The organism is Nocardia brasiliensis NBRC 14402 (assembly GCF_000308475.2).
Classification (GTDB): Bacteria; Actinomycetota; Actinomycetes; order Mycobacteriales; family Mycobacteriaceae; genus Nocardia; species Nocardia brasiliensis.
Map to the genome: position 1 here is coordinate 36,005 of NZ_BAFT02000027.1, position 18,257 is coordinate 54,261.

Genomic DNA, 18,257 nt, shown 5'->3' on the forward strand with positions numbered 1-18,257 from the left:
ATAGAGGGTGCAAATGACTCCGTGGCGGCCAGAAGCAGGCCGTCAGCGGACGCTCAGCAATCGGTCGGTCGGTCTTTAGCCCAACTTGATGTTGCGCAAAATCGGCTATTCATGCTGGTCTAGTGACCGATTGATCTTTGCCGCCACCTGAGCGGCGGTATGCCGATCATTCGCGGAGGCGGTGGTGCGCCACACCATCACAGGCAATATGCTGTCTCTAACAAACCTGTCGAATGTTTTGGTACCCGTATCCGAACTTTCCGGCTTGATAAGGCTGGAAATTCAGGACTGATTCTGATAGCAAGGGGCTATGGACCCGCATTTGCGCGACCTGCGGTATTTCGTCGCCGTCGCTGAGGAACTGCACTTCACCAACGCCGCTCAGCGGCTGCACATCGCTCAACCCACCCTGTCGCGTCAGATCCGGCAGCTGGAACGCCAGCTCGACGTGGTCCTGTTCGACCGCAACCAGCGCAGCGTTGCCCTGACCGTCGCGGGCAAGGAACTGCTCGAGGGCGCGCGCAAGATTCTGGAGCTGTGGGAGATCACCAACGTCTCGCTGCAGGAGGCGGGTGAGGTGCTGCGCGTCGGCATCCAGTCCGCGCTCGGGCGCGGCCTCCTGAACGATCTGGAGAGCGCGAGCGGCCATCGGCTGGCCCTGCACGCGGCGTCCTGGACCGACCCGTCCAGCGGCCTGTCCGGCCGCCAGGCCGATCTGGCGCTGGTGTGGCTGCCGCTGCCCGACCCGAACCGCTACCGCTGGCAGGTGCTGCGCACCGAGCCGCGCTGGGTGCTGCTGCCGGAGAACCACCCGTTGGCCGATCAGGAGACGATCGAGTTCACCGATCTGCTCGACGAGCCGTTCGTCGCGCTGCCCACCGAGGCGGGCGCGGTCCGTGATTTCTGGCTCGGCAACGACGCGCGCAGCGGACGGCAGCCGAAGATCGGCGCCGAGGCGGCGACCCCCGAAGACAAGCTGGAGGCCGTGAGCCTCGGCCTCGGCGTCTGCCTGCTGGCCGAGAACAACGTGCCGATGTACCGCTGGCCCGGGCTCACCGCTCGCCCGGTGGCCGGCCTCGCGCCGTGCGAACTCGCCGTCGCGTGGCGGGCCGACGACACCCGGCCGACCATCCTCGAATTCGCCGGCCGCGCGGTCGACGGCGGGTTCTCGGTGCAGCAGCCGCAACCCGCCGTCAGCGCCTCCTGATCAGTTGATCGTGCGCCGCCACGGGTGCTGCGCTTCCAGCTGTGCGGACAACCGCAGCAGGGTGGATTCGCTGCCCGGCGGCCCGGCCAGCTGAGCGGCCAGCGGCGTTCCGACATCGGGGTGCATGCCCATCGGGAGCGAGGCGGCGGGCCAGCCGACCAGGTTCCACAGCGGGGTGAAGGGGGAATACCGCGCGCAGGCAAGGACATTGGCCAGCCAGCCGCGGCGGTGCCAGGCCCGCGCCTTGGGCGGCGGGCCGGCGAGCGTGGGCGTGATCACCACGTCGTAGCGTTCGAAGAATTCGAGCAGACGCGCCTCGACCCGATCGACCTGGCTCTGCCGGACCAGGCGTAGTCGGGTGACGGTGCGACCGAGTGCGAGATGCCGTCGGGTACGCGGTTGTAGTCGGTCGGGCTGGGGTAGCGCGGCGGCCTCGCGCGCGCCGACGGCCAACCAGCGCAAGAAGATCCAGAGCAGCGCGTCACCGTAGGGCAACGCCGTCGGTTCGACCAGGTGCCCCGCGGCCGCGGCCACCGAGGCGGCGGTGCGGGCGGCGTTGGTCCACTGGCGGTCGACCGGGAACAAGCGCAATGGTGGGGCCACGGCTAGACCGATGCGTAGTCGGCCCGGCGGCTCCACCTCGGCTAGGTCCGGGCGCGCGGCCAGCACCGACAACGCCAGCGCGGCATCACCGACTGTCGTTGCGAACACCCCGTTTTCGATCATGCCGGACCAGTCGTCGACACCGATCTGCGCGGGCACCGTGTGGTGCCCGGGCTTGAAACCGTAGACGCCGCAGCAGGCCGCGGGCGCCCGCACCGAGCCGAGCCCGTCGCTGCCGTGCGCGATCGGCACCAGCCCGGCGGCAACGGCGGCGGCCGCCCCGCCCGACGAACCGCCCGCGCTACGCGCGACATTCCACGGGTTGCCGGTGATCCGGTCCGGGGTGTCGGTGGTGCCCCACAGTGCGAGTTCCGGCACCGTGGTCAGCCCCACGATCACCGCGCCCGCCGCGCGCAGCCTGCGCACCACCGCGTGGTCGTCGGCGACCGGGCGGGCATCGGTGGCGGCCGACCCGGACCGCATCGTCTCCCCCGCCACCGCGATGTGGTGCTCGATCGAGATCGGCACCCCGGCCAGCGGCAGCACGTCCAGGTCGGCGCGCTGCTCCAGCGCGCTCGCCTCCGCCCTGGCCTTGTCGGTGCGAATAACGCTGAACGCATTGGTGTTCCGGTGCTCGGCGACGATCCGGGCGAGCGTGGCGTCGACCGTCTCGCGCGCGGTCAGCGAGCCGTCGCGCACGCCCGCCGCGAGCGCCGCGGCCGGCCCGCGGTTGCCGTCCGGGTGCTCCTCGACCGGCACGGCCGCGGATCTGACCGGCGGCGCCGGGGGGTGACCGACCCGCGGCCGTTCGACCGCCGGGCGCTGTGCCGATGTCTGTGCCGAACCGTCTGCCACCGCTGTGGCCTTCTCGAACATGTGCTGGTCGTCCCCCGTCGCATCGTCGTCGAATTCGGGTGATCGCTGTTCAGCCGCAAGTTATCATTCCGAATACTGCACGGGGGATGATGACATCGGGTGTGGCGGAAAAATTAAGGTCCGAGAATGAGTGCCGAGTCCGATAGAAGTACTTCCGGTTATGGCGATCCCGCGCTGGGCACCGAATTCAGCGCGGTGGAAGCCTTCTCCGCGGCCTGGGAGGATGCCGCGGGCACCGCGGGCAAACAGCCGCCGCAGATCGCCGAGTTCCTGCCCGACGCCCGGACGCTGCGCACAGCGGCACTACTCGAACTCATCCGGATCGACCTGCGGCATCGCTGGCTGTGCCGCACCGTGCTCGACCCGGACGCGCCCGAACGCACCGAACCGCGACCGCGCAAACGGCTCGCCGAATATTGCCGCGAATTTCCCGAACTGCAACCGAAAAGTATCCCGGCCGGACTGGTGTACGAAGAGTTCGTCATCCGCAGGCACAGCGGTGAACGCGTGGATCCACGCGATTGTCTGCGGGAATATCCGGACCAGGCGCCGGAACTACGCGACCTGCTCAACGCCGACGACGTCGAGCAGAGTACGCGGCGGGCGGTGCTGGAAGATTCCACCCTGGCCGTGCTGGACCGCACCCGAACCGCCCTCGCCCACAGCGAATTGAACCGAACCGTCGCGTCGACCCGTAGTCCAGAGGTGACGCGAGCGAGCACGGACCTGACCGGGACGGCGACCGCCGTGCCGACCACGCTCGGCACCGGTCCCGGCCGCTTCGACGCGCTCGACCGGATCGAAATCGGCCAGCGGATCGACGATTTCGACCTGCTGACCGGTCTGGGCAGCGGCGCGTTCGCGCGGGTCTTCCTGGCCCGGCAGCGCTCGCTGCAGCGGCTGGTCGCGGTGAAGATCTCCACCGATCACGGCACCGAACCGCAGACCCTGGCCCAGCTCGACCACGACTACATCGTACGGGTCTTCGATCAGCGGGTGCTCGGTTCCGGCAGCGGTGCCGCGCGCCGGCTGCGGCTGCTCTACATGCAGTTCCTGCCCGGTGGCACACTGCTCGGCGTGCTGCGCTGGGTGCGCGCCACCCCGCCCGCCGAGCGCAGCGGCCGGCTGCTGCTGGACGCGGTCGACGCGGCCATGGAGGAGAAAGGCGAGATCCGGCCGACGGATTCGAGCGTGCGGGCCGAGATCGCCACGCTCAGCTGGCCCGAGACGGTGGCCTGGCTCGGGCGCAGGCTGGCCGAGGCGCTGGACTACGCGTCCGCGCACGGAGTGCTGCACCGGGACGTGAAACCGGCGAACGTGCTGCTGACCGCGGAGGCGGTGCCGAAGCTCGCCGACTTCAACATCAGCTTCAGCCGCAATGTCGAAGGCACCAGTCCGGTGGCCTATTTCGGCGGCTCGCTGTCCTACATGTCGCCCGAGCAGCTGGAGGCCTGCCATCCCGGATTCGGCCGCAGCGCGGCCGATCTGGACACCCGCGCCGATATCTACTCCCTCGGCGTCGTGCTCTGGGAACTGCTCACCGGCGCGAAACCGTTCGACGACAGCACCGCGGGTGCGGACGCACACGGCGACGACACCACGCTCGAGGCGATGCTGGAGCGGCGCAGCGCAGGCGTCGAAGCCGCGGCGCTGGAACGGATTCCCGCCGACTGCCCGGCGGCGCTGCGCCGGGTACTGCTCACCTGCCTGGCGCCCGAGCGGACGATGCGCTGGGCCAACGGCGCGGTACTGGCCCGGCAGCTGGAGCTGTGCCTGGACGCGCGGGCCCGTGAACTCGTCGACCCGGCGCCCACCAGCTGGCGGCTGCGGCTGCGCCCGTGGCGGCTGCTCGTCGCGGCGCTGGCCGTCGGGCTGCCGAATGTGCTCGCCTCGCTGTACAACATCCAGCACAACCAGCACCTCATCATCAACCGGCTGAACGAGGACGCGCAGCACAGTTTCGGCATCATCACCGGCGTGGTGAACGCGGTGGTCTTTCCCGCGGGCATCGCGATCCTGCTGTACATGTCGCGGTTCCTACTCACGGTGCCGCACGGCCTGGCCAAGGGTCGCCGATACGATCCCGAGACGTTGCGCCGGACCAGGCGCGACGCGCTGCTGCTCGGGGATCGCGCGGTGGCCGTGGCGTTTTCGCTCTGGGTGGTGGCGGGGGTGACCTTCCCGATCGCATTGCAGCTGGTGACCGGGGACCTGCCCGCGCGGGCGATCGTGCACTTCCTCGCGTCGCTGGTGGTGTGCGGTGCGATCGCGGTGGCGTATCCGTTCTTCCTGCTGACCTTCTACATGGTGCGCTGCATCTACCCGTTGTTCCTGCGGCACGGCGACATCAGCCCCGAAGACGCGATCTGGCTGCGCGGGCTGGACCGCCGCTGCAACGGCTATCTGGCGGTCGCCGCCTCGGTGCCATTGCTCGCGGTAGCGGGGGTGACCTTCCTGCCGCCCGCCGACATCCCGATGGTGATCTTCGCGGTGCGTGTGCTGTGCGTGGGCGGCATCATCGCGTTCGTGGTGTCCTACCTGCTGTTCCGCGCGCTGGAGGCGGATCTGCGCGCACTGGAGCGGGTGGTCGCGCCCGGGTCCGCGGGGCCGGATTCCAGTGCGGAATCTGCTGCGGCAGTGCCGGATTCCACGATGGCGGTGGCCGACTCCACGAAAGCGGTGGCCGACCCCACGGAGGCACGGGGCGGCGCCACGGCAGCGGTGGCCGACCCCACGGAGGCACGGGCCGACTCCACGGCAGCGGTGGCCGACCCCACGGTCGCAGACGCCGACTCGACGGTCGCAGTGGCCGACTCCACGGTGGCAGTGGTTGATTCCGCTGCGCGGGAGCCGCGCACGTGACGGCTTCGCGGGCCGACGCGATCGCCCGGTTCGCCGCCGACTGGCAGCGCAGCCTGCGTGACGACCGGCTCGAGCCGCCGCGGATCGCGGACTACGTGCCGGACGGCGCCCAGACGCGGCTGGCCATCCTGACCGAGCTGTTGCGCATCGACCTGCGCGAACGCTGGGGACGCGCCGCCGATCTCGGCAAGCGGATCGCGGAGTACCGCAAGGAGTTTCCGGAGGTGGAGCACAGTCCCGACCTCGCCGATCTGGTCTGCGCGGAGTTCACGGCCCGCCGCCGCCACGCGCCGCTGCCGGTCGCGGAGTTCATCGCGGAATACCCCGAACTCGCCGACGAGCTCCGCGAGCGCCTCGCCGCGTTCGACATCGACGAGGGCACCGCGGATTTCGGTGCGGCGGAATCGGCCGCCGCCGTCGCCGCCTTGGCCGAACTCACCCCCGGCCGTCGCATCGACGACTTCGACCTGCTGACCGACCTCGGTACCGGAGTGCTCGGCCGAGTGTTCCTGGCCCGGCAGCGGTCCATGCAACGCCTTGTCGCGGTGCGCCTTTCGGCGGGCCGCGCGAGCGCACCCCAGACCATGGCACAGCTGGACCACCCCCACATCGTCCGTGTATTCGATCAACGATTGCTGCACACCGACGCCATCGCCGGGGTCTTCGAGGAAGGCTGGGCAACGGCCGATTTCGGCTTCCAGGTGGACGCAACCTCCCCTGATCCCGACGCGACCGGCACCGGGGCGGCGGTGCCAGGTAGTTCCGCTGTTCGCGCGCGTCCCGGGCCGGTGAACTCGATGCTCGGCGCGGCCGCACCGCGGCTGGTCTATATGCAGTACCTGCCCGGCGGCACGGCACTCGGGGTGCTCGCGCAGCGCCGCCGTGGCCTCGAGTCCGATGGCGGGGTACTGCTGCTGCGGGCGGTCGACGCGGCGATGGCGGCGAAAGGGGAAATCCGGCCGTCGGATTCGAGTGTGCGGGCCGAGATCGCGGCGCTGAGCTGGCCGGAGACAGTGGCGTGGGTGGGCAGGCGGTTGGCCGACGCACTGGATCACGCCGCGCATCTCGGCGTCCTGCACCACGACATCAAACCGGCGAACGTGCTGTTCACCGCCGAGGGCGTGCCGAAGCTGGCCGATTTCGCGTTGCGCGAATCCGGCTCGACCGCCGATGTGACGAATCATGCTGAGCTGGAAGCGGATTCGCTGCGCTACCGATCCCCGGAACAACTCGCCCGCCTGCTCGACCCGGCGGCCCCCGCGCCCGGAACGCGCAGCGACCTCTACTCGCTCGGCCTGCTGTTATGGGAAATGCTCACGGGCGCACACCCGTTCGACGACCGGCGGCAGGCGGCCGAGGCGCGGCCCGATGCTCTCGCGCGCATGCTCGAAGCCCGCAGGGCGGGCCTGCCCGGCTCCGCGTTGGCCCAGCTGCCCGCCGATACCCCGGCGGCGCTGCGCCGCGTCCTGCTCGACTGCCTACGCGCCGAGCCGAAACGCCGCTGGCGCAACGGCGCCGAGCTGGCCGGGCAGCTGGATCTGTGCCTGGACGCCCGCGCCCGCGATCTGGCCGACCCGCCGCCGGCCAGCCTGCGGTTCCGGGTCCGCGGCTGGCTCATCCCGGTGGCGGCACTGTGTGTCGGCGTGCCCAACGTGCTCGCCAGCTGGTACAACATCCAGCTCAATCAGTCGCTGATCATCGATCGGCTCGCGGCGGGCGATCAGCAGAAGTTCTTCGCCGTCGGCCTGATCAACAATCTGATCTCCTTTCCGCTCGCGGCCGTCCTGCTGATCGTGCTCAGCCGCAGGCCGCTGACCGTCTCGTTCCGATTGGCCCGTGGCCGTGAGTATTCCGCGCGCACGTTGGCCAAGGCGCGACGCGACACCCTGCTGCTCGGTGACTGGGCGGTGCTGGTGCCGTTCGCGATGTGGGTCATCGCGGGCGTGGCCTGGCCGCTGGCCCTGGCCGCCAGCGGCGTCTCGCTCCCGCCGGGGACCTTCTTGCATTTCTTTGCGGCACAGCTGGTTTGCGCCGCCATCGCACTGGCCTATCCGTTCTTTCCGGCCATGCTCTTCGCGGTACGGGTGGTGTATCCGCAACTGCTGGTGCGCGGCGGCGTCGGGCCTGGCGACGAGCGTCAGCTCCGAAATCTGGCCCGGCGCGGCAACTTCTACCTCGGCGTCGCGGCTTCCGTGCCGTTGCTCGGGGTGGCCGGCGCGACCTTTGTCGATGCCGCGGATCTGGGATTGGTTATAGTTCCGGTGCGCTGGCTCAGCGTCGGTGGCATTCTGGCATTCGTGGTTACCTACCGGTTGTTCCGTTGGCTGGAGGCCGATCTGCTCGCCTTGGCGCGGGCCATCCCGCAGCGGCGGCGATGACCTCGCCGCGGCCGCTCGGGCGGCTGGTGAGCCTGTCGCATGTGCATGATCCGGCCACGACGCCGCTGTATCCGGACGATCCGGAGTTCCGCACCGATATCGTGGCGACGGTCGCCAACGACGGCTACTACCTGCGCTACATCCAGCAGGGTGAACACACCGGAACCCATTGGGGCGCACCGATCCATTTCCATCCCGACGGTCTGGGCGCCGATCACTTGGAGCTGGACGACCTGCTGCTGCCCGCGGTGAAGATCGACGTGCGCGACCGCTGCGCCCGCGACCGCGACTACGCGATCTCGGTCGCGGACCTGAAGCAGTGGGAAGCGCGGCACGGCCGGATTCCGAACGGTGCCGCCGTCGTCGCGTGGACCGGCTGGGATGCCAAGTGGGGCACCCCGGAATTCCTCGGCACCGCCGAATCCGCCGAGCACCAACCGGGTTTCGCGCTGGAGACGATGGAATGGCTGCTGCGCACCGGGCGGCTGGGCCGGCGCGGCGCGCTCGGTATCGATACGTTCGGGCCCGACCTCGGCACCGACCACACCTACGCGGTCTCGAAACTGCTGTACCGCGAACACCGGATCAGCCTGGAATGCCTGGCCAACCTGGCCGTCCTACCGGTGACCGGGGCGTGGATCCTGGTCGGGGCGCCGCTCTATCGCGACGGCTCCGGCTCTCCCGCAACGATTTTCGGGATACTGCCGGGCACCTGACAGGCCTGCGTCAGGAGTAGACCTTGGGATCGAGGGTGCCGATGTAGGGCAGGTCGCGATAGCGCTCGGCGTAGTCGAGGCCGTAACCGACGACGAACTCGTTCGGGATATCGAAGCCGACATGCGCGACGTCCACGTGCGTGCGTAACGCGTCCGGCTTGCGCAACAGCGTGACCACCTCGAGCGAGGCCGGGTTGCGGGTGGAGAGGTTGCGCTTGAGCCAGGACAGCGTCAGGCCCGAGTCGATGATGTCCTCGACGATCAGCACATTGCGGCCCGCGATGTCCTTGTCCAGGTCCTTCATGATGCGCACGACACCGGAGGACGAGGTGGACGAGCCGTACGACGAGACGGCCATGAACTCCATCTGGGTCGGGATCGGCAGCGCCTTGGCGAGGTCGGTCATGAAGAAGATCGCGCCCTTGAGCACGCCCACCAGCAGCAGATCGCCCTCGGGCGCGCCGGGGGGATAGCGCTTGGCGATGAGCTCGGCCAGCTCCTTGGTCTTGGTGGCGATCTCTTCCTCGGTGATCAGCACCGACGCGATGTCGTCCCCGTACACGTCAGCTGTTCCCTTCTGGTTTTCGCTCCCGGACGGCCGACCCATTATGTGTCATCGGCCGCTGCGCAGACGCAGTGTCAGCCTGCCATGTTCGCGCGCCGCGACCAACCTGCTACCCCCGGTTCCGCCGCCGACCGCCACCCCGCCCTGGCCGCGCCAGTCCGTGATCAGCTCGTCCACCGCGCGTAAATGCTTGCCCGTCAGGGCTTTCGCGCCACCTTCGAGCAACCAGGCCCGGATCGCCCGGCGGCGCAGCGCGGCCGGCGCAGTGGCGAGGGTCTCGATGACGAGGGCGCCGCCATCACTCGCGGTGTGCAGCAGCTCCCCGGCAAGCGCGTCCAGTACGGCGCCGTCCGCGCGCAGCTGGGCGGCGGTGCGGGCGAGCGCCTCGGCCGCGCCGCCACCGAGCACGTCCTCGAGCAGCGGCAGCACCTCGGTGCGCAATCGCACCCGGGTGAATTCGGGCGCGTGGTTGTGCGGATCTTCGTGCGGGGTCAGCCCCGCCTCGGCGCACAGCCGCCGCGTCGTCTCCCGTCGCACCTCGAGCAAGGGCCGCCCCCATGGCTCGGCCCACTCGGTCATCCCCTGGATGGACCGCCCGCCCGACCCGCGCGCCAAGCCGAGCAACACGGTTTCGGCCTGGTCGTCGAGCGTGTGCCCGAGCAAGACCGGCAGTCCGGCCCGAGCCGCGGCCAACGCCGCGTACCGGGCCTGCCGGGCCGCCGCCTCGAGCCCGCCCGCGCTGCCGACCACCACGGGCAGGATTCGGGCCGTGCGGCAGCCGAGGGACAGCGCGGCCGCGGCCGCGGCCGCGGCGACGGCGTCGGACCCGGGCTGCAATTGATGGTCGATGACGAGGGCGTCCACCGCGTCCAGCTCAACGACCGCCGCCGCGGTCAACGCCAGCGAATCCGCCCCGCCGGACAGCGCGACAGCAACCTCGGCCCCACCGTACGCGGCACGCCACGCGCGCACCGCGCGCCGCACCGCCAGCACCGCCGCCGTCTCCGGCAGACGGCGCGGCTCCGCCGGTTCACGCATACGCGCACCCTACGGGTTCGCGCACCCGTTCCGTCTTCCCGCACCCGCTGTGCCATGCCAGAACGGGTGCGGGAAGACGGAACGGGTGCGGGACTCAGCCCAGGACGCGCGCCACCCAGCGTTCGGGGGTCTCGATTTCGTCTGTGCGCGGGAGGGTTTCGGCGTCGGTCCAGATGGTGTTGAACTCGGTCATGCCGACCCGGCCGACGACGTCGTCCACGAACTTCTTGCCGCGGACGTACTGGGCGACCTTGGCGTCCACGCCCAACAGCGCGCGCATGATGCGCTGGATCGGGTTGGTGGGACGTTTGCGGCGCTGATCGAAGGCCGAGCGGATCTGCTCGACCGAGGGCACCACGGCGGGCCCGACCGCGTCCATGACGTGATCGGCGTGGCCCTCCAGCAGCGTGCCCAGCATGAGCAGCCGGTCGAGCGCCGCGCGTTGCGGCGGGGCCTGGGTGGCGCGCAGCAGGCCGACCACGCCGCGGGTGGCAGGGTCGTCGGGCACGGTCCCGCGGCGGCGGTCGCGGACCTCCTCGAGCAGCCGCGACAGCATCTCGTTGAGCGGCTCGTCCCCGACCTCGCCAAGCACCTCGACATTGGTGCGCATGTACTCGGCCAGCCAGGGCGCCGAGGAGAACTGCACCCGGTGGGTCACCTCGTGCAGGCAGACCCAGAGCCGGAAGTCACTGGGCGAGACGCCCAGCGCCCGCTCCACCGCCATGATGTTCGGCGCGACGAGCAGCAAGGTGCCGTCGGGGCCGGTGAACGGGTCGTACTGGCCGAGGATCGCGGTGGACAGGAAGGCGAGCATCGCGCCCGCCTGCACGCCCGCCGGTTTGCCCTGCAACAGCCCGCGCTCGGCGCCCGTGCCGTCGCTGCCGGTGAGCTGGGCCATGGAATCGGCGGCGGCCGCGATCCAGCCGGGCCGGTCCACGATCCGGGCGGCGGGCACCGGCTGATCGTCGAGCAGCCGGCTCACTTCGCGGACCGGGCCCTCGGCCCGCACCGAGGCCGCGGCCAGTTCGGCAACGACCTGCTCGGCCGAGTAGCGGGAGGTCCGTGGGCCGGCGGGCACCAGGGCGGCGCCGGTCTTCGCCGCGAGGCGCCAGTCGACCGCGCCGGAGAATCCGGACCGTCGCTTCGCCTGCTCGACCGCGGTTCCGGTCGGCATCACCGCGTCCGCCGCGCCGGTACCGGCCGGGTCGGAACTGTCTCCGTGCATGTCAACCACCCGTCACGAGCATCCACAGTTGCGTAGCGTGCCCGCGATCGCGTCGAGCGCGGGCCTGCTCACCTCCGGCGGTCGATCGTTCGACATCAGCGCGAAAGTCAGCACCCGACCGTCGGCGTCGAGCACATACCCGACCAACGCGCTGGACACCGACAGAGTTCCGGTCTTGGCCCGGACGAACCCGGCGGCCTGCCGGTTGTGGTCGACGTAGCGGCTGGTCAGCGAGCCGGTGGCGCCCGCGATCGGCAGGGCGTCCAGCAGCGGCGCCAAAGTGGCGGCGAGCCGGTCGTTCTCGGGCCGGGCCATGGTGCCCGCGGGCTGCACCGCGCTACTCGCGTTGGGTTTGGCCGCGGTCGCCACGACCCGGTCCAGCAGCCGCGCCGGAATCCGGTCGTCGACCGAGAGTCCGCTGTTGTCGTGCATGTCCAGGCCGGTCAGATCGAAGCCCGCCTTGCCGAGGGCGGTGTTCACCGCGGCGACCGCACCGCTGAACGAGGCCTCGCCACCGGTAGCGACGGAGATCTCGCGCCCGACCGCCTCGGCGAGGATGTTGTCGGAGTAGACCATCATGTCGCGCAACCGGTCCCGCAGCGGGGCCGAGCGCACGCTCGCGACCTCGGCCGCGCCCGGCGCGGCGGTGCCGGTACGCACCCGGGCCGGATCGAGGCCGAGTTCGGTGGCCAGCCTGCGCCCGGCGTCCAGCGCGGGCGTCGGCGTGCGCGGGGAGTACTCCACGAGCGGCTGCAACCGGCCGCCGTCGATCATCACCGACTCCATCGGCGCGATCGAGCCGTCCCCGATATCGATCGGATCCCAGCCCTTCGCCATGGTCGGCCCGGTGTAGGCCGAGGTGTCCACCACGATGGTGTCGACCGCGCGGCCGGAGTTCTTGATCTGCGACACCAGGTCGGCGAGCTTGGCGCCGTTCGGGTAGTACCCCTTGCCTTCCGGCTCGGCCGTCAGCGTCGGATCGCCGCCGCCGACGAGCACCAGTTCGTTCGGCGCGGTACCCGCGACCACCTTGGTGATCAGCCGATGGTCGGCCGGCAGGGTGAGCAGCGCCGCGGCCGTGGTCAGGATCTTCGCGGTGGACGACGGGATCATCGGCTTGCCCGGGTCGCCGCTCCACAGCACTGTCGCGCTGTCGGCGTCGGTCACCTGTCCGGCGAAGGCGCCGAGATCCGGATTGCCGATCACCGGTGCGAGCGCGGCGGCGATACCGGCCGGGCTCGGCGCGGGCGCGTTGGACGGGGCGGGGGCGACCTGCGGGAAGGGCCGGACCGGCGTGGGCGGGGCCGCGACGGTGCGCCCGCCGTGCCGGAATTCGTCGGTCCACGGCTTGACCGTGAGCAGCACGCCCGTGCCCGCCGCGAGCAAGACGGCGAGTGTGACGCCGAACGCGATCCAGAGATTGCGGCGCCGCCGGTTGGCCAAGCCACCTTTGTTCTTACCCACCACTGACCGCAGCTCTCCTCGACCGATTTCCGCAGCAGCCGCCTGCCGCACCCATGTCCCCGCCGACCACACTATCCTCGTTGCGCAACCGTTCCCTTGAACAACCTGGCGAGTCGGCAGTCGCGACTGCTCATGCTCATAGATGCACCGAAGGAGATGGCGTGGAGTTCGACGTCACCATCGAGATCCCCAAGGGCTCTCGGAACAAGTACGAGGTCGATCACGAGACCGGACGGGTCCGGCTCGACCGGCACCTCTACACCTCCATGGTCTACCCCGCCGACTACGGCTACATCGAGAACACCCTGGGCGAGGACGGCGACCCGCTGGACGCGCTGGTCCTGCTGCCCGAATCGGTGTTCCCCGGCTGCCTCATCGAGGTGCGCCCGGTCGCGATGTACAAGATGGTCGACGAGGCAGGCGGCGACGACAAGGTGCTGTGCGTGCCCGCCGGCGACCCGCGCTGGGAGCACATCCAGGACCTGAAGGATGTGCCCGAGTTCGAGCTGGCCGCGATCAAGCACTTCTTCGAGCGGTACAAGGACCTGGAGCCGGGCAAGTACGTCAAGGGCTCGGAGTGGGTCGGCCGGGCCGAGGCCGAGGCCGAGGTCGAGGCCTCGGTGCAGCGGTTGAAGGACCAGGGCGGCCACTGAGCCGGAGCGCAAGCGGGAAGCCGGGTCGCCCGGCTTCCCGCTTTCGCGTTGTGCCCCAGGCCGGTTGCGCCGGCCTCACGCCCCCATGGCGCGAGTACGCCGCTCGGCCCGTTCGGCCATCACCTCGTCCAGGTGTTCGCGCAGCAGCGACAGGATCGGCGCCTCCACTTCGCCGTCGAGCCGCTCGTGGGTGAAGTGCGCGTCCTCGATCGAGGCGAAAGTCTCCGCCGCCGAGCGGTATACGCAGTACGCCTGATGGGTCCGCCCCAGCGCCTGCAGGATCAGCCCGTGCATCACCAGCACCCGCGCCCGGCTCAGCGGCCCGATGGCGCGATTGAGCGTGCGCACGGCCGCTTCCGCGATCGGTTCGGCCTTGGCCAGCTCGCCCGCCATCATGTGCACGTGCGCGAGCCGCGCCAACGCCCAGCCCTCGCGCAGTTCGACGCCGCTGAGCTGGGCCAGCCGCACCGCCTCGGTGCACAGCTCGATGGCCTGTGCGTGGTCGCCCTGAAAACTGCGGCACACGCCGAGTTCGTGGGTCGCCATCGCCTCCAGTGCCGCGTTGCCGATCTTCGCGGCGAGCGTCTTCGCGGCGCCGGCCCGCTCCTGTGCCTCGGCGAATTCGCCTGCGTCCGAGAGGGTTTTGGCGATGTGCACCAGGCTGGCGCATTCCACCGCGGGATCGCCGACCCGCTGCGCCAGCCGGATCGCACGCTCGCCGTGCGCGATCGACGCCGCGGTCTCGGTGCCCATCCGGGTCGAGGAGGCCAGCAGCTGCGCCGCGAACGCGACCAAGCGCACGTCGCCCGGCGTGGCCCCGCCCAGCGACAGCGCGATGCGCTGGTGGTCGCGCCCCTGCCGCAGCGTGCCGAGCGAGTAGCTGAAGATCGAGCCCAGCGTCACTCGGATCCGGCATTCGACGCGCCGGTCCCCAACCCGCAGCGCGGCGTCGAGCAGCTTGTTCAAGGCCCGCGACAGCTCTTGGCCGTGCGGGCCGCCGTCGATCAATTCCGCGGTGGCCCAGGCGATATCGGCGGCGGCGGGCAGCGCGGCACCGCCCACCCGCGCGGCCTGCTCGTACAGCGAGATCAGGTTCGGGCGCTCCGCATCGAGCCAGTACTGCGCGGCGATGGTGTCCACGAACGAAATCCCCTGCGCCACAGTTTCACCGAGATGCTCCGACAGCGTCGTACCCGGGTTGCACACCACCATCAGGTTTTTCATGCTGGCCAGGTAGAAGTCCAGCAGGCGGATCAACGCATCCGTGGCCGGCTCGTCGGCGGCCTGATGCAATTCGCGGGCGAACAGGCGTGGCAGGTCGTGATAGGTGTAGCGGCCCGGTGCGCTGGTCTCCATCAGATTCAGGTCGACCAGCGACTCGCACAGCTCCTCGACGAGCATCCGGTCCGAGCCGAGGACCGCCGCCGCGCCGTCCAGTGAGATCTGTGCGACCTCGGGCACCGCGAGCATCCGGAACGCCCTGGCCTGCGCGCAATCGAGCTGGTCGTAGCTGAGCCGGAACGCGGCCTCGACCGCGAGGTCACCGCTGCGCAGCGTGCCGAGCCGCTGCTGCTCGTCGACCAGCCGCTCGGCCAGGCTGCTGATCGTCCACTGCGGCCGGGCCGCGAGCCGCGCGCCGACGATCCGGACCGCCAGCGGCAGCCCGCCGCACGCGTCCAGCACGCTGTCCACCGCGGCCGGCTCGGCGGCGACCCGCCGCAGCCCGGCGATCCCGGCCAGCAGCGTGCGGGCTTCGGCGCGTGCGAGCACGTCCAGCCGCACCCCGAGAATACCTACGACACAGGGTAATTCGGGCATGGACGAGCGGCTCGTGATCAATACCGCCGACCCCGGAGTGCCGGGAATCAGCGGTGTGACCTGATCGACGTCGTGCGCGTTGTCCAGCACGACGAGCACCCGCTTGCCGTCGAGGAAGCTGCGGAACTGACCGGACCGCTCCGCCAGCGTCGGCGCGATCTCGCCCTCCGGTACGCCGAGCGCACGCAGGAAGTCGCCGAGCGCATCGGCGGCCGGGGTGGCCCGCCCGGCCGGGTGGCCGCCGCGCGCCTGCGCGAAGCCGTGCAGATCGACGTGCAGCTGCCCGTCCGGAAACCGGTCCCGCACCAGGTGCCCCACGTGCACCGCGAGCGCGCTCTTGCCGATGCCGCCCATGCCGCCGATCACGCACACCGGCACCGCGGAACTGTTTGCGCGGGTGAGCCATTCGCTGATCGCGCGCACCGTATCGGCCCGGCCGGTGAAGTCCACGACATCGGCGGGCAGCTGCGCGACCCGGGTGACCGCGCGCCGCTGCGGACGCACCGTCGCCGAGTTGCGCGCCGTAGCGAGGTGTGGCGCGGTCAGGTCCGCACGCAGAATGCGCTGGTGCAGCTCGGTCAGCTGCCGGCCGGGTTCGATGCCGAGCCGGTCGATCAGCGCCTTGCGGGTCTCGGCGTACACCGCGAGCGCCTCGGCCTGGCGGCCCGCGTGATAGAGCGCGGTCATCAGCAGGCCGCGGGTCTGCTCGCGCATCGGATGCTCGGCGCAGAGCGGGGTGAGTTCGGCGATCACCTCGGTGTAGCGGCCGAGCCGCAGGTCCAGCTCGATCCGCTGCTCCAGCAACGCGACTCGGCGCTCGATCAGCTGGGTGCGCTGGCGATCGGCGTAGGGGCCGGGCAGTCCGGCCAGTGGCGTGCCGGACCACAGGCGCAGCGCGGCATCGAGCCGCTCGCGGACCTGTTCGACCGAATGCGGCTGCGCTGCGCCGGTCCGCTCCTGCTGCACCTCCAGCAGCAGATCCTCGACCATCTCCACGTCCACCGCGCCGGGATCGAGCCGCAACGCGTAGCCGCCGCCGAACCCGACGAGCACCGTCGCGGGCGCGCCGGCCGGGCGGTCCGGCTCGAGCGCGCGGCGCAGATGCAGGATGTGGTTGCGCAGCGCGCCGATCGCGCTCGGCGTCGGATGCTCGCCCCAGACGCCGTCGATGAGTTCGGGTACCGTGGCCGACCGTCCACTGCGCAGCAGCAGCGCTGCCAGCAAGGCTCTGCGTTGCTTCGACCCGAGATCGAGCTCCAGGTCATCGCGCCACGCACGCACCTCACCCAGCACAGCGAACTTCAGCATGCGGCCCTCTCTCTCCGACCGTCGAACGTTCGGCCTCGAAGGTAACCAATCGTCCGACGTTTGCGGCAACCTCGCCCTGATACCGGACGATGAGCCACCAATGATCCATCGCCACAGATACCGCATCAAACCGAGGATTCCGTGAGTTTTCGGTGACGAACAGCTGATCGGATGCTGATGTACCGACGAAAGACGGGCGATGGTGGTGCTGGCACCACCATCGCGGACCCGTAGGCGTTACCCGATATTCGGGTGTGCGCGGCATGGGCGCGACCTCCTGGAATTCCTAGGCTCGAAACCGTCGCGGAGCACCGATGCCTCCCGACTCGAACAGGAGGACAGCACTGCTCATGAACCCATTTCGGCGCAATGGCACAAGGGCGGCCCGGTCGGCGCTCGTGATGGGCGCGGTACTCGCCGCGGCCGCGTGCGGCGGGGAGACGTCGGTGAGTGCGCCGACTCCCGGCCACGCGGCGCCGCCCGCACTCGCCGCCGCGTTGGATCGCGTGGTGCAGAGCGGGATTCCCGGGGTGCAGGTCGTCCTCGACGGCCCCGGCGGGCATCGGGTCTACACCGCGGGCGTCGGCGACATCGGCACGGGTGCGCCGTTCCAAGACGACGCACTCGTCCGGATCGGCAGCAACACAAAGACTTTCGTCGCGACGGTGGTGCTCCAGCTGGTCGCCGAGGGCAAGGTGGACCTGGCCGCGCCGATCGAGCGCTACCTGCCCGGGGTGGTGCAGGGCAACGGCAACGACGGCAACCGGGTCACGGTGCGCCAGCTCTTGCAGCACACCAGCGGCCTGCCCGACTACCTCGGCCGCGGCAACGGCACCAGCATCGACCGGGACGGCCCGGCGCAGCTCGACCCGGACGAAGACGCCATCCGGACACAGCATTTCGAGGCCGCGGAGCTGGTTCGCAACGCGATGACCATGCCGCCGAACTTCGAGCCCGGCGCGAAATCGGTGTACACCAACACCAATTACCTGCTGCTCGGCATGCTCATCGAACGCGTCACCGGACGGCCCTACATCGACGAGATCACCAACCGGATCATCACCCCGCTCGGACTGAAGTCCACCTACTCCCCCGCCGCCGGCGAGCGCACGCTGCGCGATCCGCATCCGCGTGGCTACCACGTCCGAGAGGGCAAGCAGATCGATTTCACCGAGCTGGACCCGTCCTGGGGCGGCGCGGCGGGCGCGATGGTCGCCAGCAACGCGGACCTCAACACGTTCACGGTCGCGCTGCTGTCCGGAAAGCTGCTGCCGCCTGCGCAATTGGCGCAAATGCAGCAGACGGTGCCGTTCGACCGGATGCCCGGCGCCGGTTACGGCCTCGGCCTGATCCATCGGACGACCTCGTGCGGCAAGGAGGTCTGGGGCCACGGTGGCAGCATCCCCGGCTTCGGTACCCGCAACAGCGCCACGGCCGACGGGAAAGCGGTCGCCGTGGCGGTGAACCAGCTGCCGAACTCGGACGAGTCGTCCGAGCTGATCGAGGCCGTGCTCGATACCGCCCTGTGCGCTCAGTGACCACAC

The 18,257-nt window shown here is 70.3% G+C and carries 12 protein-coding genes; 6 read left to right on the plus strand and 6 right to left on the minus strand.

All coding sequences use genetic code 11. From position 1 onward, the window contains the following. The first annotated feature begins 310 nt into the window (after positions 1 to 310). Positions 311 to 1,207, plus strand: coding sequence for a LysR family transcriptional regulator (locus TY25_RS06670; RefSeq protein ID WP_029900696.1), 897 nt, complete (start codon positions 311 to 313; stop codon positions 1,205 to 1,207). On the opposite strand, the gene TY25_RS06675 is transcribed toward TY25_RS06670, so the two are convergent. Continuing rightward, complete coding sequence (locus TY25_RS06675) at positions 1,208 to 2,686, minus strand: amidase (protein WP_081868718.1); 1,479 nt, start codon at positions 2,684 to 2,686, stop codon at positions 1,208 to 1,210. Positions 2,687 to 2,812: 126 nt separating this feature from the next. On the opposite strand from TY25_RS06675, the gene TY25_RS06680 reads away from it, so the two are divergent. From TY25_RS06680 to TY25_RS06690, 3 genes are read left to right on the plus strand one after another with little or no spacing between them, the layout of a single operon-like run. Then, positions 2,813 to 5,548 (plus strand): serine/threonine-protein kinase, encoded by a 2,736-nt coding sequence (locus TY25_RS06680; protein ID WP_042254937.1) that lies wholly within the window; start codon positions 2,813 to 2,815, stop codon positions 5,546 to 5,548. Beyond that, positions 5,545 to 7,926, plus strand: a complete 2,382-nt coding sequence (locus TY25_RS06685) for a protein kinase domain-containing protein (RefSeq protein ID WP_042254938.1) — start codon at positions 5,545 to 5,547, stop codon at positions 7,924 to 7,926. Before TY25_RS06680 ends, TY25_RS06685 begins: the two co-directional genes overlap by 4 nt. Next, positions 7,923 to 8,642, plus strand: a complete 720-nt coding sequence (locus TY25_RS06690) for a cyclase family protein (RefSeq protein ID WP_081868719.1) — start codon at positions 7,923 to 7,925, stop codon at positions 8,640 to 8,642. Before TY25_RS06685 ends, TY25_RS06690 begins: the two co-directional genes overlap by 4 nt. A 10-nt stretch (positions 8,643 to 8,652) precedes the next feature. Here TY25_RS06690 and hpt read toward each other — a convergent pair whose 3' ends face one another. From hpt to dacB, 4 genes are all read right to left on the minus strand, one after another. Continuing rightward, complete coding sequence (gene hpt, locus TY25_RS06695) at positions 8,653 to 9,204, minus strand: hypoxanthine phosphoribosyltransferase (RefSeq protein WP_042254939.1); 552 nt, start codon at positions 9,202 to 9,204, stop codon at positions 8,653 to 8,655. Positions 9,205 to 9,255: 51 nt separating this feature from the next. Beyond that, the gene (gene tilS / locus TY25_RS06700) at positions 9,256 to 10,245 is read right to left on the minus strand and encodes a tRNA lysidine(34) synthetase TilS (protein WP_042254940.1); all 990 of its coding nucleotides are present in this window, start codon (positions 10,243 to 10,245) and stop codon (positions 9,256 to 9,258) included. A gap of 94 nt (positions 10,246 to 10,339) precedes the next feature. Then, positions 10,340 to 11,419: a zinc-dependent metalloprotease gene (locus tag TY25_RS06705; RefSeq protein WP_042255208.1), complete on the minus strand. Its 1,080-nt coding sequence runs from the start codon at positions 11,417 to 11,419 to the stop codon at positions 10,340 to 10,342. Between the two features lie 63 nt (positions 11,420 to 11,482). After that, positions 11,483 to 12,934: a D-alanyl-D-alanine carboxypeptidase/D-alanyl-D-alanine endopeptidase gene (gene dacB, locus TY25_RS06710; protein WP_226887086.1), complete on the minus strand. Its 1,452-nt coding sequence runs from the start codon at positions 12,932 to 12,934 to the stop codon at positions 11,483 to 11,485. Positions 12,935 to 13,095: 161 nt separating this feature from the next. Between dacB and TY25_RS06715 the strand changes: the two genes are divergently transcribed. After that, positions 13,096 to 13,587: an inorganic diphosphatase gene (locus tag TY25_RS06715; protein WP_042254942.1), complete on the plus strand. Its 492-nt coding sequence runs from the start codon at positions 13,096 to 13,098 to the stop codon at positions 13,585 to 13,587. Positions 13,588 to 13,662: 75 nt separating this feature from the next. On the opposite strand, the gene TY25_RS06720 is transcribed toward TY25_RS06715, so the two are convergent. Further along, positions 13,663 to 16,713, minus strand: a complete 3,051-nt coding sequence (locus tag TY25_RS06720; RefSeq protein WP_042254944.1) for an AfsR/SARP family transcriptional regulator — start codon at positions 16,711 to 16,713, stop codon at positions 13,663 to 13,665. Between the two features lie 350 nt (positions 16,714 to 17,063). On the opposite strand from TY25_RS06720, the gene TY25_RS06725 reads away from it, so the two are divergent. Beyond that, complete coding sequence (locus TY25_RS06725) at positions 17,064 to 18,251, plus strand: serine hydrolase domain-containing protein (RefSeq protein ID WP_042254945.1); 1,188 nt, start codon at positions 17,064 to 17,066, stop codon at positions 18,249 to 18,251. Positions 18,252 to 18,257 lie beyond the last annotated feature (6 nt).